Raw genomic sequence first — 20688 nt, forward strand, 5'->3', positions numbered from 1 at the left:
TTGAGATAAATTCGAGTGATAGCTCTAATTTAACAGTATAAATAGGATCTGCCGTGATCGGTTTAACCAATGACAGATTGCGTTATATTTTTGTTAAATAGTCATTTCTTTATTAAAAACCTTTTGATAATCTTCTTAAGAATAAGCAAAAAAGCGGCATAATTTCTTACACCACTTTTTTATACATTATTTTTAAAATAGATCGATTATGGAACAGGAACAGCTTCACCTTTAAAGTTATCCAAAATAAACTTTTTGGTTTCAGGTGCTTTTAACTGTGCCATTAATTTAGCAATGCGTGGATCATTTTTATCTTCCTCTCTTATGACAATCACATTGGCAAACTTACTGTTAGCAGCAGGCTCTGTATAAATCACTTCTTTGGTTAAATCGAGCCCTGCATTAATGGCAAAGTGTCCATCTATAGAAGCAACATCCGCTTCACCATTTTTATAAATTTGGGGTAACAATGGCCCATCATAAGTAAATAGAAATTTAATATTACGTGGATTTTCTACAATATCATCTATCGTAGAATCATCAGGATCGATTCCATCACGTAACTTAATTATTCCCTCATCTTGAAATAGTTTTAATATATGCCCATGTTGTGCCAGATTATTACTGCTTATCATTTTCGCACCATTAGGCAAATCTTGTAAGCTTTTATATTTCTGTGAAAAAAAACGATATGGGTGCATATGTACTGCGCCTGCTGATACTAATTTCCAATCAGGGTGATCAGCAAGTGTTTTATTTAAATAAGGGACATGTTGAAAGAAGTTGGCATCTAATTCTTTTTCTGCTAATGCCTGATTAGGAATAATATAATCATTAAAAATTCGAATATCTAACTCTAATCCTTCTTTTGCTAATTGGGGTTTAATAAATTCCAGAATTTCCGCGTGAGGTGTACTTGATGCACCGATAATTAATTTATTTTCTGATTTTTCATCTGATGGTTTACAAGCAGAGAGTGCGAGGCTAATAAGTAGCAGTGATCCCAGCTTTTTAAATACTGTTAATTTCATTGTTATAACCTTATTTTTAAATTTGATTTTTAATTGAAATATTTTTTAATTAGCGTTTATCTATATTTCTTACAACACTATCTCCCAATAACTGAATACATAACACAATAAATAAAATCACTAATGTTGCAATCCAAACTACATCAAGATGGCTGCGCTGAAACCCTTCTAAATAAGCCAAATTACCTAATCCACCCGCACCTATTGCGCCAGCAACAGCTGTTCCACCCACTAATGAAATCAATGTTACCGTTAAACCAGAAACAAGAGCTGGCGAAGATTCAGGTAATAACACCTTAAATATTAGTGTTGGTAAATTAGCGCCCATTGAGAGACTTGCTTCTATTACACCTTTATCAACTTCACGTAATGCTAATTCAACCAACCTAGCATAAAAAGCAGCAGCGGAAATCACTAATGCAGGTAGTGCTGCATTAACACCTAATATGGTTCCCACAATTAATTTAGTAAAAGGAAACAATAAGATAATTAAAATAATAAAAGGCACCGCTCTAAAAATATTTACAATAAATGAAAGTGTTCTATATATAGAAACCTGCTCTTTATATCCCTCTTTTGCCGTTAGAAATAATGCGACACCAATTAAGATCCCTAATAAGCAAGATAATAAACCAGAAACAAGTGTCATATATAATGTATTTAATGTTTCTTCACCTAATACATTGAGTTTTAAATGAGGTAAATAACTATTAATCCAACTTTGTATTTCATCCATATCACACGACCGCTATATCAAATTTATTATTCTCAAGATATTGGATAATTTCATCCGATTTATTATTTAACTGTAAATAAATAAACCCACTCTCTTGCGAAAAACTACCTTTTATTAAATTAATAGGTTCATTAAAATTAGAAATTAAATCATAAAGTAAACAGTCATATTTTTTACCCTCTTGCAGTAACAGTTTTATTACTGTGCTTTGCTGTTTTATATTATCAATATCATCACTGTTATCTGTTACATGTATTGATTGTGATAAAAACTGTTGTGTCACTTTATGTTTTGGCTGGTTAAAGATTTTTACTACTTCACCTTGTTCAATTATTTTTCCTTGCTCGATAACCGCTACTTTATTACATATTGCTTTTACAACTTGCATTTCATGTGTGATCAACACAATCGTAATATTCATTTTTTTATTAATGTCAGCCAACAATGCTAAAATTGTTTGTGTTGTTTTTGGATCTAATGCAGATGTTGCTTCATCACATAATAAAACATCAGGGTTGTTTGCCAGTGCTCTAGCAATACCCACACGTTGTTTTTGTCCACCACTTAATGTTGATGGATATTCATCGGCTTTATCAGCAAGCCCAACCAAGGCCATTAGTTCACTCGCTCTCTGAAAGCGTTGTTTTTTATCTACACCCGAAATTTCGAGTGGAAATTCAATATTCTCTCTCACTGTACGTGACCACAATAAATTAAAGTGCTGAAAAATCATGCCAATAGAATGACGAATTTTACGGATCTCACGTTCACTGCTAGCAGTGATATTGTATTTTCCTACAATCACTTCCCCTTTTGTAACTGGCTCTAAGCGATTTAATAGTCGGATCAAACTACTTTTACCTGCACCGCTATACCCAATAATGCCAAAGATATCCCCTTGTTCAATATTGAGATTAATATCATCAACAGCAACAGTTTGTTTTTTCCCTCGCTGGTAAATTTTGCTGACATTTTTTAGTGTTATCATTTTAATCAACTCACTTATTAAATGGATACATAGACGTCTAAACATCTAGATTTCCAAAGTAGTGTTAATGAGCAGTATTGTCAAGCAGGGAATAAGAAAGGGATAAAACAAAAAATGCATACCTTAGAATTAAATTATTTCCAATCGCTTTTTTATTTTATTTTTGTACGGTAATAACGCTAAAAAATACTATTCATTACTATAAAAATAGTAATTGTCAGTGATAAATATTTTATTGAGGCAATAAAAAACCCTCAGTCTAGGCTGAGGGTTTTATGGCTAATATTCAATTAATTAAAGAATAATTAACCGATATATTCTAAGCCGTTCATGTAAGGACGTAACACTTCTGGAATTTCAATACGGCCATCAGCCATTTGATAGTTTTCCATAATTGCTACTAAGGTACGACCGACCGCTAAGCCAGAACCGTTTAATGTATGAACCAGTTGAGTTTTCTTATCGCCTTTAGAGCGGAAACGTGCTTGCATACGACGTGCTTGGAAATCCCACATATTTGAGCATGAAGAGATTTCACGGTAAGTATTTTGAGCTGGAACCCAAACTTCTAAGTCGTAAGTTTTACGTGAACCAAAACCGATATCACCCGTACAAAGAATGACTTTACGGTAAGGCAAGTTCAACAATTGCAGTACTTTTTCAGCATGACCTGTTAGTTCTTCTAATGCTTCCATTGATTTTTCTGGATGAGCGATTTGAACTAGCTCAACTTTATCAAATTGGTGCATACGGATAAGACCACGGGTATCACGACCATAAGAACCTGCTTCTGAACGGAAGCAAGGTGTATGAGCCGTCATTTTTAGTGGCAGGTCATCTTCTTCAAGAATTTCGTCTCTGACCATATTGGTCACAGGCACTTCTGCTGTTGGAATAAGTGCGTATTGGCTTTCTGCTTCTTCTTCTAACGGTTTAGTGTGGAATAAATCTTCACTAAATTTAGGTAACTGACCTGTACCGTACAGTGTTGCATGGTTAACCAAATAAGGAACATACATTTCTTGGTAGCCATGCTCTTCTGTGTGCAGATTCAGCATAAATTGTGTAATAGCACGATGTAAACGTGCAATTTGACCTTTCATTACGACAAAGCGTGAACCGGTAATTTTTACCGCAGAAGCGAAGTCTAAGCCATCAGTCAATTCGCCTAAAGTCACATGATCTTTTAATTCAAAATCATAAGTCTTTGGTGTGCCCCAACGAGAAACTTCTACGTTTTCGCTATCGTCTTTGCCATTTGGAACAGCATCATCTGGCATATTCGGGATAGTTAAAACGTAATCACGAATTTCCGCTTGAAGCACTTCAAGTTCTGCTTTCGCAGCTTCAAGTTTTTCACCTAACAGGTTAACTTCCTGACGAAGTGGCTCAATATCTTCACCACGCGCTTTTGCCGCACCGATGGACTTCGATCGAGAATTACGTTCTGCTTGCAGGGATTCAGTTTCAACCTGTAACACCTTACGGCGTTCTTCTTGTTGACGAATTTTTTCCACATCGAGGGTGAACCCCCTGCGAGCCAGTTTTTCGGCGACCGCGTCTAGCTCATTACGCAGTAGATTTGGATCGAGCATGCTTATCCTGTGCTTATTGATAGATTAATAAAAACCTTTTCTCCTATCTTTATCAAAAAGATATCTGAGACAAGGCATAGTTAAGAAATTAATGATAATTTAATAACCTTACCGCATCTTTACATTTTGCGATAGCGTTTTGTAACACTATTTTGATCTTGTTGAGAAAGCCAGTCTAATTTCTCTCCAACCTTGATCTCTAACCCTCTTTTTACTGGGTAATAGTACTGTGTATTGGCCATTTCTTTAGGAAAATAGACCTCTCCAGCAGCATAAGCATTAGGTTCATCATGGGCATAACGATATTCAGCACCAAGCCCCATTTCTTTCATTAATTTTGTAGGCGCATTACGCAAATGCTCAGGTACATCGTAATCAGGTTTATTTTTAGCATCTGCAATTGCCGCTTTAAAAGCGGTGTAAACGGCATTACTTTTTGGTGCACACGCTAAATACACTATCGCTTGTGCAATCGCACGTTCGCCTTCAGCAGGACCAACGCGTGTAAAGCAATCCCATGCAGCAATGGCAACTTGCATTGCGCGAGGATCAGCATTGCCCACATCTTCTGACGCAATAGCCAATAAACGACGAGCGACATAAAGCGGATCGCCTCCTGCTGTAATGATCCTTGCATACCAATAAAGGGCCGCATCAGGCGCTGATCCTCTTACTGATTTGTGTAGTGCAGAGATAAGATCATAAAAGCGGTCACCTTTATTATCGAAACGCGCGCTACGTTCACCACTGATTTCTGTCAGTAATGCTGGTGTTAATGTGCGGTTTCCTTGGCTATCCACTTCGGCAATATCTGCCATCATTTCAAGCAAATTTAGCGAGCGACGCGCGTCACCATTTACAAGTTGTGCAATCATTTTACGTGTATCATTAGGTAAAACGATATTGCGTCCGCCTAATCCTCGTTCTTTATCATCTAAGGCTTGTTGTAGAACGTGCTCAATGTCCGTTTCAGTTAATGAACGTAATAGATAAACTCTGGCCCTAGAGAGCAATGCAGAATTTAACTCAAAAGAAGGGTTTTCTGTTGTTGCGCCAATAAAAGTAATAGTGCCATCTTCGATATGAGGCAAGAAAGCATCTTGCTGGCTCTTATTAAAACGATGCACTTCATCAACAAACAGAATTGTTCTACGCCCTGCATTGCGGTTTTGACGCGCAATTTCAATAGATTCTCTGATTTCTTTAATACCCGAGGTTACCGCAGATAATCGTTCTATATCGGCTTGTGCATAACGACCAATAATCTCAGCAAGCGTTGTTTTGCCTGTACCAGGAGGTCCCCATAAAATCATGGAATGCAATTGACCCACCTTAATCGCACGAGGCAGTGGTTTACCTTCGGCAAGTAAATGCGTTTGTCCGATATAGTGTTCCAACGTTTCAGGGCGCATTCTTGCGGCTAAAGGCTGGAACTCATTGCGTGAAAAATCGAGTGAAAAATTACTCAAAATATCCTCACTGACGTTGGTCATCCATAGTCACACCCGCAGGTGGCGTAAAGCGAAAAGCAGAGGCATCAATAGGTGCAACAGTTTGAGCAGTCAGTTGATAATTACTTATTTGACCATCTTGTTCTGTGGCTGCAAATTGTTGAATTTGCCCATTAGGTAATACCGTAATTGTAAAGTGCTTTAAGTTATTTTCTACTTTTGGTGTTAACTCAAAACGATCACCCGCTTGTTTTACTTCATAGTTTTGCCACTCTTTACTGTCATTACGCGCGATCAACATAAAAGGGGTATTGCTTGTGGCACTTTCAAGCCAAGTTGCTGTCACTTGCTCTACAAAGGGATTGTAAAACCACAATGTTTTACCATCAGAAATCAGAGTACTCTCGTCAGGTGCAGTCATTTGCCAATTAAACAAATCAGGACGCTGTACTTTTAAATTCCCTTCCCCTTTTTGGATAAGCGAGCCTTCATTGCTTGTGACTGTTTGGCTAAAATTAGCTTGAAAGCTATTCACTTTATTTAATCGTTGTTGTAAATCTTGACGTGCATCAGCCCAAGCGGCTTGGCTACTTATTAATGTCATCACACACACTGCAAATAATACTTTTTTCATTCTACAAGCCTCGGCATGAGATAACGCCGACATAATGTCGGCGTATAATTTATTAATGATGTTGTGCAGGTTACCACGCTATCTGATTAGCTGATAACTGTGTTTTCAAGATATTACATATCAGAAGGCGGTGGCGAAAGTACATCACGCGTATTGTTGTGGTTTGGCGTGCTGACAATACCTTGCATTTCCATTTGCTCTACAATTCTCGCCGCGCGGTTATAACCAATTCTAAATTGGCGTTGTACACCTGAAATGGAAACACGCTGTTTTTCAACTACAAATTCAACAGCTTGGTCAAATAATGGGTCTAGCTCTTCACCGTCATCGTAACCACCACCATTGCCAGCTTCGCCTTCTTCACCACATTTAGTAATAGCCTCAATATATTGAGGACGACCCCGTGCTTTCCAATCTGTTGCGACAGCATGCACTTCATCATCACTCACAAACGCACCATGGACACGTTCAGGTACAAAGCCGTTTGGTGCATAAAGCATATCTCCCATGCCTAATAAAGACTCTGCACCGGCTTGGTCTAAAATAGTTCGAGAGTCAATTTTACTGGATACCGTAAAGGCAATACGACTAGGAATATTGGCTTTAATTAACCCCGTAATAATATCAACAGATGGCCGTTGGGTTGCAAGCACAAGATGAATACCCGCAGCACGTGCTTTTTGTGCTAAACGTGCAATTAATTCTTCAACTTTTTTACCTGCTGTCATCATTAAATCAGCAAATTCATCGACAACAACCACAATGTAAGGCTCTTTCCCTAGGGTTGGCATTTCAGTTGCCATGCTGTCGGTTGGTTTCCAGGATGGATCAGGAATTGGCCGTCCCATTGCTTCTGCTTCTTTAATTTTTTCGTTATAACCCGCTAGATTACGTACACCTAGAGCTGACATTAATTTATAACGACGCTCCATTTCTGCCACACTCCACCGCAACGCACTTGCCGCATCTTTCATATCCGTAACAACTTCGGTCAGAAGATGTGGAATACCTTCATAAACAGAAAGTTCAAGCATTTTGGGGTCAATCATAATAAAGCGGACATCTTCAGGTTTCGCCTTATAGAGAATGCTAATGATCATCGCATTCACACCGACTGATTTACCTGAGCCAGTTGTCCCTGCCACCAATAAGTGAGGCATTTTAGCCAAATTTGCCACAACAGGCTGACCGCCAATATCTTTACCTAAAACAACAGTAAGAGGGGAACGACTCTCACGGAATACATCACTGTCTAGCAATTCACGCATATATACGGTTTGACGTTTTTTATTAGGTAATTCCAGCCCTACATACGGTTTTCCTGGGATCACTTCGACAATACGTACGGCTATAGCTGACAATGAACGTGCTAAGTCACGAGATAAATTTGAAATTCGAGCCGCTTTTACACCCGGTGCAAGTTCAAGCTCAAAACGTGTGATAACCGGCCCCGGTGAAATACCCACCACCGTAGCTTTAACACGATAATCATTAAGACGCGCTTCGATTAATTTACCAATACGCTCAAGCTCAAACATATCAACAGGTTCATCTTCTACTGGCGGCGTGGTTAGCAAATCCAGAGACGGCATTGGCGTTGTTGGTTTTTGCAACGGCCTATCATTACGCATCAAGAATGGGTGAATTAATGATTCTTGTTGCTGTTGCTGTTGCTGTTGCTGTTGCTGTTGCTGTTGCTGTTGCTGTTGCTGTTGCTGTTGCTGTTGCTGTTGCTGTGCAAAATGCTGAACCATATTAGTCTGTGGTTCAATACGTGATTGCGACGCAGATTGAGGAGCAGCATGTGGTGTAACAGGTTCTGAAACAATCGGTGTAAACACTGGCTCTATCGGATCTTCATCCAATAAATCATCAATAGGTGAGAACGCTTCTAATGCAGTGAGTTCTCTTTCTAACTCAATTTTCGGGCGGTACTCTTCCTCTTCTTCATCACGAGGCGAAATTTGTAAAAATGCATTACTGGTTGGGTACTCAACTTTCTTCTCAAGAGTTTGTGTCGGTTGTGCTGATTGTGGCGCAAATGAGTGTTGAATGTGGGGTTGATACCCTGTTGTTGCTTGTAGTGAAGATGTCTGTGTGGATAGTTGAGGCAATACTTCATCTTCGTCATCATCTAACGCAACATCATCACCGTAACGATCCTGCAATTGTTGTTTAAATTGTGCAGCCAATAGTTGGTCATATTGCTCATCTTCATCAACCTCAGCATTACTATCTTCTACTGAAGAGAATGTATTTGTTGTCACCGTGGGTTCACCACGATAATCATCTTGTTGATAGTCAAATGCAGAAACGGGTGATTGAATATTCTGCTCATGAGCAGGAGGATAGTGTGTATCAGCGTCATCTCCTTCAGCACCGTAACGTTCACGCTGTTGCTCAATAAATTGCTGACGTAATTCTTGTTCAAAATTAGCCTGATCTTGAATATCCGCTAACTCGTCTTCAGGTTCAAAGTGAACAGCACCTTCGCGACGACGCAGTTCTGCTTCACGTTGTGAAGGAATATGAATGCCATAGAGCTCACGACGAGTAGGTAACCGTACTGGATTTGGTCGCGGCAGTTCAGGCCCTAAACCTTGTTTAACTTGTGCAGCGTGATTCACTAGGGGACTTGTTGCTACTCCCGCAGACACCACAGCCGCTTGTGTTAAGGTATCATCACTCTCTGGTGCTAATGAAAATGTAGGTTCAGCTTGCCCAACGGGCATAAAACTATCCACAGATTGCGCGATAGGATTATTTTCAACTAACGGCATTACAGAAGATGTGTTCTCTTCTGGTATTGAATAAACAGAATGTTGAGGAGTACTGATTTCTGGTTGAATGTCTTTTTTTAGGAAGGCTTCCGGAATATCAAAACGATAATGTTCAGGTGCTTCTTCTGTTATCTCAGACGTTTGTTCTACAACAGGTTCAGCTATAACAGGTGCAACTTGCGTTAATGATTGAGTATGCTCGTCTGTATCATTTGTTGCACTGAAAGAAGGTAAATCATCTTCTTGTTCCGTTTTTGGTTGTGATGAATCGATATCTTGCTGACGAGCAAGTTCAAGCGCTGAAGGCGCAGAAAATAAGATGTCATCACTCTCTTCGGTTGTCAGTTCTAATGATTGATTTTCTGTTTGATTTGAATGTTCAGTAATATCATCGGCTAAATCTTGAGTGCTATCATCGTCTTCGTATTCAGTATCGTGTTGGCCTCGATTAGTTATAAAACCCACGGAACCAAGGATAACTGCACCAATTTTTTCTGTGATAGTTAACCACGACCAGCCTGTAAATAATGTAAAGCCAACCGCCCAAACAGACAACAGAGCAAGCGTTGCACCCAATATATTAAACCACGGTAATAAGGCTTTACTAAATAAGCTACCAATCACCCCTCCTGAGCTGAAATTATAGATATCATCAAAATTAAGATCAGCTAATGCACAAGAGGTAAAGATCAGAGCCAAGGCACCAATCGTGCGAAGTGCAAGGGAAAAGAAGTCGGTGTATTCACGGTTTTGTTGGTAGCGTAGAGAATTCCAGCAGCCAAAAACCACGACAACAGGAATGGCATAGGCAAGTAAGCCAAATGCAGAAAATAGAATATCAGCTAGCCATGCTCCGATGCTGCCACCTAAATTTTGAATAGGTTCATTCCATGTGGTTTGTGACCAGCTAGGATCAGAGGGATGAAAGCTAAGTAAAGAAACCATCAAAAAGACAGCGCCAATCCCGATCAATATGAGAATAGCTTCCCAAATACGGCGACGGTTACTTATCTTTGTTAAACGAATATTTTTATCTTCTGTATATTCCTGGCTCAAAGAGGGCTCTCCAGGTTTAACTTAGGGTTAAATTAAAACGGAACAACGCTGAGATATCTCAGCGTTGAAACTGTATGCATAAACAGGAGTGTACCTAATTTTTTCCTGTTTTGCACCAACCTATTAAGTTGGCTTAGCGAGTTTTGATTACAAGGCGGTTGCTTTGCTTAACTTCTTCCATAACCACGTAAGTACGTGTGTCGTTAACACCAGGAAGACGTAACAAGGTTTCACCTAACAATTTACGGTAAGCGGACATATCAGGTACACGAGTTTTCAACAGATAGTCAAAATCACCAGAAACTAAATGACATTCTTGGATTTCTTCTAATTTTTGAACAGCCATATTAAATTGTTCAAAAACATCTGGTGCGCCACGGTTTAGTGTGATTTCCACAAATACCAGTAATGATGCATCTAAGTAATGTGGGTTTAATAGCGCGGTATAACCGGAAATAAATCCTTGGCGCTCTAAACGACGTACACGCTCTAAACACGGTGTTGGTGATAAACCGACACGTTTAGATAGCTCAACGTTTGAAATACGACCATCTTTTTGAAGCTCATTTAGAATATTCCGGTCTATTCTATCAAGATCTTTACCCGGACGTTTTTTATTATCAATCATCTCTATACTCTCTTTCTCTTTTTCTCTTACTTTATTTTCCTATACCCATACCTGTACACCTTCAGCATCAACGTCGAAACTTCGGTATCAAACGGTCAGAGCAAACTACCAATCTATTTTCTTTTAATGCCAGATAAAACATCTATTTTATCTAAATACTCATTAGCAAATATCGCAAAGTAACTATCCCATACCCTGTCTGTCTAAAAAATAGTGCGTGTAACATCCGAGGATAATTATCTTTAACAATCATGTTTTCGCAAATGTACAGCGGATTGTCAAAGCAAATGAGTAAAAATCAGAACAAGGCGCTATGTTATTATCTATATACGCAAGATAGTCATCAATTGTAAAGCAAAATGTTTCAGGTTAATTCGATGATGTTAGCCCAATATAACTCTATAATTATTAAACTATATTGGTATCAACTATTGCTAAAATAGCTAAAATATTATGTCTATTTCTCGTCATTAGCTTTTTTTAACGTCTTATTTCTCCTACAATCCCTCAATTCGCATCACGCCTAATCAGAGATGAGGTACACATGAGCACCATCAAACATAGCAAACTTATTATTTTAGGTTCAGGCCCTGCGGGTTATACTGCCGCCGTTTATGCGGCAAGAGCCAACTTAGAGCCTGTACTGATTACCGGTGTTGAAAAAGGCGGTCAGCTCACAACAACAACAGAAGTCGAAAACTGGCCCGGCGACCCAGAAGGGTTAACAGGCCCAAACTTAATGGATCGTATGTTTCAGCACGCAGAAAAATTTAATACAGAGATTATCTCTGACCATATTAATAAAGTCGATCTGAAAAACCGCCCTTTTCGCCTATTTGGTGATGAACAAGAATACACGTGTGATGCATTAATCATCGCAACAGGCGCGTCTGCACGTTATATCGGTTTGCCTTCAGAAGAATCCTTTAAAGGTCGTGGTGTCTCTGCTTGTGCTACTTGTGACGGTTTTTTCTATCGTAACCAAAAAGTCGCTGTTGTCGGTGGTGGTAATACTGCCGTAGAAGAAGCGCTGTATTTAGCAAACATTGCATCAGAAGTTCACCTAATCCACCGCCGTGATTCTTTCCGTTCTGAAAAAATCTTAATTAATCGCTTAATGGACAAAGTGAACAGTGGCAATATTATTTTGCATACTGATCGTACCTTAGATGAAGTTATCGGCGACGATATGGGTGTGACTAAAGTTCGCTTAAAAGAGACTAAAAGCGATAAAACTGAAGAATTAGATGTCATGGGTGTTTTTATTGCGATTGGTCATAGCCCAAATACCGCTATTTTTGACGGACAATTAGAATTAGACAACGGTTACATCAAAGTTCAATCTGGTACACAAGGTAACGCGACTCAAACCTCTATTGAAGGTGTTTTTGCTGCTGGTGACGTAATGGATCACATTTATCGTCAAGCAATTACCTCTGCAGGTACTGGTTGTATGGCAGCTTTAGATGCAGAACGTTACTTAGACGCACAAAAATCCAATTAAAATCATCACTTCCTTTCAAGGCGCTATTTCAGTAGCGCCTTTTACCATGTAACATACAAGACTGGTTGCCAAAGCGTATAACTACTTACCTTGGCCTTTCTGATACTTTGTATCCCACCTGCAGATTTGAATCTTTTCTTATGGATAAAACTAAACAAAATGAATTGGTTCGATGGCTGAAACAGCAAAGTGCTCCAGCCCGTCGATGGCTACGGCTATCAATGATTCTAGGTGTTGTAAGCGGTTTATTAATCATTGCTCAAGCATGGTTATTAGCTGTTTTACTTCAAGCATTTATCATGGACAGTCTTAACCGTGATACGCATATACCTACCTTTCTCACTCTTATTGGTATTTTTATCTTACGCGCTGTAGTCATAGCAATTCGAGAACGTGTTGGCTATCGCTGTGGCATGGCTGTCAGGCAACAAATCCGTAAAATGGTTCTTGATAGACTTGAAGAATTAGGCCCTGTTTGGGTTAAAGGAAAACCCGCGGGAAGTTGGGCAACCATTATTCTTGAGCAAATCGAAGATATGCAAGATTATTATGCTCGTTATCTTCCTCAAATGTACCTTTCTGCTATTGTTCCTATTCTTATTCTTATTACAATATTTCCTGTTAACTGGGTCGCAGGCTTAATTTTATTCTTTACCGCCCCACTTATTCCACTGTTTATGGCGTTAGTGGGATTAGGCGCAGCCGATGCAAACCGCAGAAACTTTCTCGCATTAGGCCGTTTAAGTGGTAACTTCCTCGATAGATTAAGAGGGTTAGAAACTTTACGGTTATTCAACCGCGGTCATGCTGAAGTCAAACAAATTACAGAAGCAACAGAAGATTTCCGTAAACGTACAATGGAAGTGCTAAGAATGGCATTCCTTTCATCGGGTGTATTGGAATTCTTTACCGCTGTTTCTATTGCTGTTGTTGCCGTTTACTTCGGTTTTTCTTATTTAGGTGAACTTAACTTTGGTAGTTATGGCTTAGGTGTGACACTCTTTTCAGGCTTTTTAGCCCTTATTTTAGCGCCTGAGTTTTTCCAACCTTTACGTGATTTAGGGACTTATTATCACGCAAAAGCGCAAGCAGTTGGTGCGGCTGAATCTCTGGTTGAGTTTTTAGATGCTGAAGGTGAAAAGCCACAATTAGCCGGCAATGAGCGTATCCAGTCAAACGAAAGCATTGAGATAACGGCCACAGAGCTAGAAATTTTATCTCATCAAGGTATCAAACTTGCAGGCCCATTAAATTTCACCATTAACCCTAATCAACGCATTGCGATTGTGGGTCAAAGTGGTGCAGGTAAAAGCTCGTTATTAAATGCACTTTTAGGCTTTTTACCTTACCGTGGTTCGCTAAAAATTAACGGTATTGAATTAACACAGCTTTCTCCTGAGTCATGGCGACAATGTTTAAGTTGGGTGGGTCAAAACCCGAATTTACCGGAGCAAACCTTACTTGATAATGTGCGTTTAAGTGCCCCAAATGCCACTACAGAGCAAATCAATCTTGCCATCGAAAAAGCCTACGTCAGCGATTTTATTAACGATCTCCCTGAGGGTTTAAATACTGTGATTGGCGACAGTGCTGCACGTCTTTCGGTTGGTCAAGCTCAGCGCATTGCTGTTGCGCGTGCTTTATTATCACCTTGCCAGTTTTTGTTATTAGATGAACCCGCAGCAAGCCTTGATTCTCACAGTGAACAACGTGTTATGCATGCACTTAATAATGCATCATTGCATCAAACAACCTTGCTTATAACCCATTTATTGGAAGAAACACTGGATTATGATCAGATTTGGGTGATGGAAAAAGGTCAAATTATTGAAACAGGCACTTATGCATCATTAAGCCAACAGCAAGGTGCTTTTGCTCGTCTTCTTGCTCATCGTAAAGAGGAACTTTAATCATGAGAGTATTGCTTCCTTTTCTTGCGCTCTATCGCCGCCACTGGTTTATGCTCTTGCTGGGTATTATTCTGGCTATTCTCACGTTGCTTGCCAGCATTGGTCTTTTAACATTATCAGGTTGGTTTTTAGCAGGCACATCTCTCGCCGGTTTTGCCGGCATTTATAGTTTTAACTATATGCTTCCTGCTGCAGGTGTTCGTGGTGCGGCAATATTTCGTACTGCGGGTCGTTATTTTGAAAGACTGGTCAGTCATGATGCAACATTTCGCGTCTTATCACACTTACGTGTATTTACCTTTAAAAAGATCTTACCACTATCCCCTGGGGGCATTGCTCGCTTTCGTCAAGGGGAGTTACTTAACCGTTTAGTGGCTGATGTTGAAACCCTCGATCACCTCTATATTCGTGTTATTTCACCTATTATTTCCGCCTTTGTCGTCATTATGATGATTATGTTTGGGCTTGGATTAATTGATGCACGTTTAGCCAATACGTTGGGTGGCATTATGCTCACCTTACTGATTGTTTTACCTTTTGTATTCTATTATGCAGGTAAACCTATTGGTCGTGATCTAACTAATTTACGCGGTCAATATCGCACAGTATTAACCAGCATGTTGCAAGGACAAGCAGAACTGACTGTTTTTGGTGCGTTACCCCGCTTTAGACAAACCTTAGCGCAAGTTGAAGCTAAATGGTTACGCAGACAAGCACAACAAGCAAACTTAACTGGCTTATCGCAATCATTGATGATCCTTGCGTCAGGATTAACCGCGACATTAATTTTATGGCTAGCCGCTGGAGGAATTGAGCATAGTTTTATGCCTGAAGCCTTAATTGCATTATTTACTTTCTGTGCATTAGCCGCTTTTGAGTCTTTAGCTCCTGTCACTGTTGCTTTCCAACATTTAGGCCAAGTGATGACATCAGCGACGCGTATTTCTCATTTAATTGAGCAAAAGCCAGATGTTACATTCCCTGAAAAAGGGGGAGAAGTGAAAAATAGTGCTTCGCTTACCCTGCATAATATTTGCTTTACTTACCCTTCCCAACCTATGCAAGTTATTAATCATGTCAACTTAAGCATCGAGTCTGGACAACACATTGCATTATTAGGTAAAACGGGTTGCGGTAAATCAACATTATTACAGTTGGTAAACCGTGCTTTTAACCCGACTCTCGGTACTATCACCTTAAATAATTCACCACTTGCTGATTATGATGAAGCCACATTGCGTTCAATGATGTCTGTGGTTCCTCAACGTGTTCACGTTTTTAGCCATACATTAAGAGAAAATTTAATTATGGCAAAAGAAGATGCAACGGATGACGAACTAAACCACGTTCTTCAGCGAGTTGGGCTTGAACAATTACTGGAGAATGAGGAAGGCTTAAATGCATGGATGGGCGATGGTGGCAGACAGCTCTCAGGTGGCGAACAGCGACGTTTAGGACTAGCAAGAGCTCTACTCCATAATGCGCCACTTGTATTGCTTGATGAGCCGACAGAAGGCCTTGATGCCGATACTGAGCAACAGATCCTTGCACTCTTACATCAGCATTGTCAGAACAAAACCGTATTAATGATCACTCACCGACTTCACGGTTTAGATAAAATGGATAAAATTTGCGTTATGGATAACGGAAAAATTGTTGAAACGGGTACACATGCTTCGTTATTACAACAACAAGGGCATTATGCTAAATTTCACCAAAGGCAGGCTCTATTAACACCGTCTCACGAGGCATAACATGCCTTTATTTCAATTAGATAACAATGAGTTAGATTTTCCAGAACCTCATTTAGCACTAAAAGAGCCTAATGGGTTATTAGCGATAGGGGGAGAAATCTCCCTTTCCCGATTGCGTGTTGCGTACCAATCGGGTATTTTCCCTTGGTACTTTCCTAATGAAGAACCGTTATGGTGGTCTCCAGATCCTAGGGCTGTATTACCTATAGGGTCGTTGCATATAGGCCGTAGTTTGCATAAATTTTTACGTAAACAGCCCTATAAGATAACGTTAAACCATGCCTTTAGCTCTGTTATAGAGTCCTGTTCTATTCGTGATGAAGGAACATGGATAGGCCCTGATATCAAAGCAGGTTATGAGGCGCTTTATCAACAAGGTGAAGCACACTCTGTTGAGGTGTGGGAAGGTAACGAATTAGTCGGTGGGTTATACGGCGTTAATATCGGTGCTGTTTTCTGTGGTGAATCGATGTTTAGTCGTCGTGATAACGCTTCTAAATGTGCCTTTATTGCCTTTTATAACCATTTTCTTCGTTATGGGGGTCAACTATTTGATTGTCAGGTGCTAAACTCTCATACTGCCTCGTTAGGCGCCACAGAGATTTCGCGTGAACAATATTTAGTTGCATTATCTCGTTGGAAAAAAGTGATTATTGATAAAAAGTGTTGGTATCAGCAATCGTTGGAATTATAATCACAGCTTATTTTTGTAAAGCCCTTCTTATTGACGACAGAATCAAGAATATCATTCTGTCATTTGGACAAAAGGTTTATACAAAAAATTTATCTGCACACCCATGATGTGGTGGGGGTGTTGTTACTTTATTGTTACAAACACCACAAATTAAAGAATTACGACTTCTGTTATTACTGTTGCTTTAGCTGAGTAAAACGTGAGTCACGGTAAGGATGTTAAGTACAATAGCAAGGTAGATACCTTTGCTATCCAATAACATTCCTTTACATAGGACAATATTTTCGGCATTATCTTGCCGTTTAAAAAATATGGTTATTAAAACTTAGAGGATTAGATGGCCAAAGAAGACAACATTGAAATGCAAGGCACTGTACTGGATACTCTGCCAAACACGATGTTCCGCGTAGAATTAGAAAACGGACACGTCGTTACCGCTCATATTTCAGGAAAAATGCGTAAAAACTATATTCGTATCCTGACAGGCGACAAGGTTACCGTTGAGCTGACCCCATATGACCTGAGCAAAGGCCGTATCATCTTCCGTAGCCGTTGATCCCAATCTGTTCTCTCCCGCTATTGTCATGTAACGGGTGAAAAAAACACCACAGGCAAGGCATTAATTAATGCTCACCTGTGGTGTATGCGTTTATGGCTGAGTTAAAAACCGCTATCTTTAGATAACGGTATCTTCATTTTTAGCCAACTTTTCTTGGCTTAAAAACTCATAATCTAACTTACCTACGTGTTTATCCAATGTAACAGAAACTGAACCGCCATTTATCAAAGAGCCAAATAAAATCTCATTGGCTAATGGTTTTTTCAGATTCTCTTGAATAACACGTGCCATTGGTCTTGCGCCCATCGCTTTATCGTAGCCCTTATCGCACAGCCATTGGCGTGCTTCTTGACTCACTTCCAGCGATACCCCTTTATCGTCTAACTGTGCTTGTAGTTCAACAATAAATTTATCTACAACCATCGAGATAATTTCTGGCGATAATGCATTAAACCAAATAATGTTATCTAAACGGTTACGGAACTCAGGTGAGAAGGCTTTTTTGATTTCAACCATTGCATCAGTGCTATTGTCTTGCTCTGTAAATCCGATAGATTTACGTTGCGTTTCACGCACACCCGCATTGGTAGTCATCACTAAAATAACATTGCGAAAATCCGCTTTGCGACCATTGTTATCCGTTAATGTACCGTTATCCATGACTTGTAATAGAATATTAAACACATCTGGATGTGCTTTTTCAATTTCATCAAGTAATACCACAGAATATGGATTTTTGATCACGGCATCTGTTAACAATCCACCTTGATCAAAACCAACATAACCCGGAGGTGCACCAATTAAACGACTAACCGTATGTCTTTCCATATATTCAGACATATCAAAGCGCAGTAATTTCACATTCAACGCTTTCGCTAACTGCACAGTGACTTCTGTTTTACCCACACCGGTTGGGCCTGCAAACAAGAAAGAACCAACAGGTTTATTATCCTGGCTCAATCCTGCTCGACTCATTTTAATGGCTTCAGACAGTGCATGAATCGCCTGATCTTGACCAAACACCAGCATTTTTAATTGATTATCAAGGTTTTTTAGCATCGATTTATCGCTGCTAGAAACCGTTTTCTCAGGAATACGCGCAATTTTAGCCACAACCGTTTCAATGTCAGAGACATTGATGGTTTTCTTACGTTTGCTCGGTGCAACTAAACGTGTTCTCGCACCAGCTTCATCAATAACATCTATCGCCTTATCAGGTAGATGCCTATCAGTGATGTATTTAACCGATAAATCAACTGCAGCCTGAATCGCTTTACTGGTATAACGTACATCGTGGTGCGCTTCATATTTTTGGCGCAATCCTTTAATGATTAACACTGTTTCATCTGGTGATGGTTCAGTGACATCTATTTTTTGGAAACGACGAGCCAGTGCTCTGTCTTTTTCAAAGATATTACTAAACTCTTGATACGTTGTAGAGCCTATCACACGGATCCGACCGCCTGATAAGAGAGGTTTAATTAAGTTTGCAGCATCAACTTGTCCACCCGAGGCTGCGCCTGCGCCAATAATGGTGTGGATTTCATCAATAAATAAGATACTCTTCTCATCTTTTTCGAGGGTTTTCAGTAGCGCTTTAAACCGTTTCTCGAAATCACCACGGTATTTTGTGCCCGCAAGTAATGAGCCAATATCCAGTGAGTAAATGGTATAACCTTTCATAACCTCAGGAACATCATCTTGCTCGATACGCCATGCAAGGCCTTCTGCAATCGCCGTTTTACCTACGCCTGATTCACCCACTAATAGTGGATTGTTTTTACGACGACGGCATAACACTTGGATTGTTCTTTCTAACTCAGCTTGACGCCCAATCAGGGGATCAATTTTACCTTGGCGCGCTAACTGATTAAGGTTAGTGGTAAAATTATCCATATGATCGTCACCTTGAGGCATCTCTTGCTGAGATTGTGCGTTCATCTCATTCATGTCAGAAAGATCATCGTTTTGTTGATCTTCCTTTGAAATACCGTGGGAAATAAAATTAACCACATCAAGACGACTAACGTCATGTTTACGTAATAAATAAGCTGCGTGAGACTCTTGTTCACTAAAAATAGCCACCAGCACATTCGCGCCAGAGACTTCATTTTTACCTGATGATTGCACATGAAAAACAGCACGCTGTAACACGCGTTGAAAACTCAATGTTGGCTGTGTTTCTCTGTCTACATTCTCAGGCAGTATTGGGGTTGTTTTACGAATAAAAACATCAAGTTCTTCACGTAAGACCGCCAGATCGACTTTACAAGCTTCCAATGCTTCGCGTGCCGATTTATTACTTAATAGCGCCAACAACAGGTGCTCTACAGTCATAAATTCGTGTCTGTTATCACGGGCTTTCGCGAATGCAACATTAAGACTCAGCTCTAATTCGTGATTAAGCATAAGCACCTCCTCCTTAAAAGACTAACCGGATCATGCTTGTTCAAGAGTACATAAAAGTGGATATTCGTTTTCTCTCGCATACAGATTAACTTGAGCCACTTTTGTTTCAGCAATATCCGCACTATAAACCCCACAAACTCCCTTTCCTTTATGATGAACGTCCAACATAATTTGCGTGGCCTTTTCCTCGCTGAGGAAAAAATACATCGTAAGCACTTCTACAACAAAATCCATGGGGGTGTAATCATCATTATTCAAGATCACCTTATACATCGATGGTGGCTCAATGACCTGATGAACGTCATCCCTTAGCGTAGTTTCTGTTAAAAAATCAAACTGACCCATTGTTTTGCATTACTCATCATTTTATTAAACATCATATTCAATTATGACATTTAGTTTACCATCTCACAGGAAAGTCTGCCTATCAACGCTTTTTTATTCCCTCTTTTTACACTCAAATAAATAACAAAGCGTTAGCTACATCAAAATTTCACCTCATTGAAACACATTCTATCCCTTTCACCTCTTGACGACTTAAACAATAAAATAGAGTATGTTTTATGAACAGCTCAGTAAATATACTGAAGGTAATGTTAAACAAATAAATATAAGTATATGAGAGAAGCTAAGTATGGAGACAGGTACAGTAAAATGGTTCAATAATGCTAAGGGCTTTGGTTTTATTACCCCAGCAAAAGGTGGCGAAGATATTTTTGCCCATTATTCAACAATTAGAATGGAAGGCTACCGCACACTTAAAGCGGGGCAGATAGTTAATTATAGCACGATAAAAGGACCTAAAGGTGATCATGCAGACCTTATCATTCCTATTATTGAATAGAGGATAAATGACCGTATAGGTAAATTTTAGTACAAATACCTTTTACTCAATAAGCTTGCTATTTCAGCTAAATATGAAGCCTAATTCATTCAAATAAAAGCCCTTTATGGTGAAG

Annotated in this window: 15 protein-coding genes and 2 pseudogenes; 6 read left to right on the forward strand and 11 right to left on the reverse strand. The window is 39.6% G+C overall.

The window, feature by feature from the left end:
• Positions 1-206: 206 nt before the first annotated feature.
• From INT39_RS04195 to lrp, 9 genes and pseudogenes are all read right to left on the reverse strand, one after another.
• A complete protein-coding gene (locus INT39_RS04195) occupies positions 207-1031 on the reverse strand; it encodes a MetQ/NlpA family ABC transporter substrate-binding protein (RefSeq protein WP_088493302.1) in 825 nt (274 codons plus the stop codon).
• A gap of 49 nt (positions 1032-1080) precedes the next feature.
• Positions 1081-1767 (reverse strand): methionine ABC transporter permease, encoded by a 687-nt coding sequence (locus INT39_RS04200; protein ID WP_193014185.1) that lies wholly within the window; start codon positions 1765-1767, stop codon positions 1081-1083.
• Position 1768: 1 nt separating this feature from the next.
• Positions 1769-2800 (reverse strand): methionine ABC transporter ATP-binding protein, encoded by a 1032-nt coding sequence (locus tag INT39_RS04205; RefSeq protein ID WP_226944495.1) that lies wholly within the window; start codon positions 2798-2800, stop codon positions 1769-1771.
• Between the two features lie 260 nt (positions 2801-3060).
• Positions 3061-4350, reverse strand: a complete 1290-nt coding sequence (gene serS, locus INT39_RS04210; protein ID WP_193014183.1) for a serine--tRNA ligase — start codon at positions 4348-4350, stop codon at positions 3061-3063.
• A 119-nt stretch (positions 4351-4469) separates the two neighbouring features.
• On the reverse strand, positions 4470-5843 hold the full coding sequence (locus INT39_RS04215; RefSeq protein WP_319021312.1) for a replication-associated recombination protein A: 1374 nt from the start codon (positions 5841-5843) through the stop codon (positions 4470-4472).
• The gene (gene lolA / locus INT39_RS04220; RefSeq protein ID WP_193014182.1) at positions 5827-6435 is read right to left on the reverse strand and encodes an outer membrane lipoprotein chaperone LolA; all 609 of its coding nucleotides are present in this window, start codon (positions 6433-6435) and stop codon (positions 5827-5829) included. The genes INT39_RS04215 and lolA overlap by 17 nt, the downstream gene beginning before the upstream one ends.
• 113 nt (positions 6436-6548) lie before the next feature.
• Positions 6549-8237 (reverse strand): annotated as a pseudogene (locus INT39_RS22780) (DNA translocase FtsK); the annotation flags it as partial.
• Between the two features lie 1473 nt (positions 8238-9710).
• A pseudogene (locus INT39_RS22450) lies at positions 9711-10271 on the reverse strand (DNA translocase FtsK 4TM domain-containing protein); the annotation flags it as partial.
• 133 nt (positions 10272-10404) lie between these two features.
• Positions 10405-10899 carry a leucine-responsive transcriptional regulator Lrp gene (lrp, locus tag INT39_RS04230; protein ID WP_004244566.1) on the reverse strand — a complete coding sequence of 165 codons (495 nt, stop codon included), beginning with the start codon at positions 10897-10899 and terminating at the stop codon, positions 10405-10407.
• Positions 10900-11443: 544 nt separating this feature from the next.
• Here lrp and trxB point away from each other — a divergent pair.
• From trxB to infA, 5 genes are all read left to right on the forward strand, one after another.
• Positions 11444-12403, forward strand: a complete 960-nt coding sequence (gene trxB / locus INT39_RS04235; RefSeq protein WP_193014180.1) for a thioredoxin-disulfide reductase — start codon at positions 11444-11446, stop codon at positions 12401-12403.
• Positions 12404-12543: 140 nt separating this feature from the next.
• Positions 12544-14313, forward strand: coding sequence for a heme ABC transporter permease/ATP-binding protein CydD (gene cydD / locus INT39_RS04240; protein ID WP_193014179.1), 1770 nt, complete (start codon positions 12544-12546; stop codon positions 14311-14313).
• Positions 14314-14315: 2 nt separating this feature from the next.
• Positions 14316-16067, forward strand: coding sequence for a heme ABC transporter ATP-binding protein/permease CydC (gene cydC / locus INT39_RS04245; RefSeq protein WP_193014178.1), 1752 nt, complete (start codon positions 14316-14318; stop codon positions 16065-16067).
• 1 nt (position 16068) lies between these two features.
• A complete protein-coding gene (gene aat, locus INT39_RS04250) occupies positions 16069-16761 on the forward strand; it encodes a leucyl/phenylalanyl-tRNA--protein transferase (RefSeq protein ID WP_193014177.1) in 693 nt (230 codons plus the stop codon).
• A gap of 337 nt (positions 16762-17098) precedes the next feature.
• Positions 17099-17317: a translation initiation factor IF-1 gene (gene infA / locus INT39_RS04255; RefSeq protein ID WP_004244560.1), complete on the forward strand. Its 219-nt coding sequence runs from the start codon at positions 17099-17101 to the stop codon at positions 17315-17317.
• 120 nt (positions 17318-17437) lie between these two features.
• Here the strand turns inward: infA and clpA are convergent, their stop codons facing one another.
• Both clpA and clpS read right to left on the reverse strand, forming a co-directional pair.
• Complete coding sequence (clpA, locus tag INT39_RS04260) at positions 17438-19729, reverse strand: ATP-dependent Clp protease ATP-binding subunit ClpA (protein ID WP_193014176.1); 2292 nt, start codon at positions 19727-19729, stop codon at positions 17438-17440.
• 30 nt (positions 19730-19759) lie between these two features.
• A complete protein-coding gene (gene clpS / locus INT39_RS04265) occupies positions 19760-20074 on the reverse strand; it encodes an ATP-dependent Clp protease adapter ClpS (RefSeq protein ID WP_193014175.1) in 315 nt (104 codons plus the stop codon).
• 289 nt (positions 20075-20363) lie between these two features.
• Here clpS and cspD point away from each other — a divergent pair, with 289 nt between their 5' ends.
• Positions 20364-20573, forward strand: coding sequence for a cold shock domain-containing protein CspD (gene cspD, locus INT39_RS04270; protein ID WP_193014174.1), 210 nt, complete (start codon positions 20364-20366; stop codon positions 20571-20573).
• The last annotated feature ends 115 nt before the right edge of the window (positions 20574-20688 follow it).

Source organism: Pseudomonas sp. FME51 (assembly GCF_014897305.1).

Bases quoted from the DNA above. Each gene is read 5' to 3' on its own strand.
- cydC (WP_193014178.1), top strand. From the start codon at position 14,316: ATGAGAGTATTGCTTCCTTTTCTTGCGCTCTATCGCCGCCACTGGTTT.
- trxB (WP_193014180.1), top strand. From the start codon at position 11,444: ATGAGCACCATCAAACATAGCAAACTTATTATTTTAGGTTCAGGCCCT.
- INT39_RS04195 (WP_088493302.1), bottom strand. From the start codon at position 1,031: ATGAAATTAACAGTATTTAAAAAGCTGGGATCACTGCTACTTATTAGC.
- cspD (WP_193014174.1), top strand. From the start codon at position 20,364: ATGGAGACAGGTACAGTAAAATGGTTCAATAATGCTAAGGGCTTTGGT.
- serS (WP_193014183.1), bottom strand. From the start codon at position 4,350: ATGCTCGATCCAAATCTACTGCGTAATGAGCTAGACGCGGTCGCCGAA.
- clpS (WP_193014175.1), bottom strand. From the start codon at position 20,074: ATGGGTCAGTTTGATTTTTTAACAGAAACTACGCTAAGGGATGACGTT.
- clpA (WP_193014176.1), bottom strand. From the start codon at position 19,729: ATGCTTAATCACGAATTAGAGCTGAGTCTTAATGTTGCATTCGCGAAA.
- lolA (WP_193014182.1), bottom strand. From the start codon at position 6,435: ATGAAAAAAGTATTATTTGCAGTGTGTGTGATGACATTAATAAGTAGC.
- cydD (WP_193014179.1), top strand. From the start codon at position 12,544: ATGGATAAAACTAAACAAAATGAATTGGTTCGATGGCTGAAACAGCAA.
- lrp (WP_004244566.1), bottom strand. From the start codon at position 10,899: ATGATTGATAATAAAAAACGTCCGGGTAAAGATCTTGATAGAATAGAC.
- infA (WP_004244560.1), top strand. From the start codon at position 17,099: ATGGCCAAAGAAGACAACATTGAAATGCAAGGCACTGTACTGGATACT.
- INT39_RS04200 (WP_193014185.1), bottom strand. From the start codon at position 1,767: ATGGATGAAATACAAAGTTGGATTAATAGTTATTTACCTCATTTAAAA.
- INT39_RS04215 (WP_319021312.1), bottom strand. From the start codon at position 5,843: ATGACCAACGTCAGTGAGGATATTTTGAGTAATTTTTCACTCGATTTT.
- aat (WP_193014177.1), top strand. From the start codon at position 16,069: ATGCCTTTATTTCAATTAGATAACAATGAGTTAGATTTTCCAGAACCT.
- INT39_RS04205 (WP_226944495.1), bottom strand. From the start codon at position 2,800: ATGTTTAGACGTCTATGTATCCATTTAATAAGTGAGTTGATTAAAATG.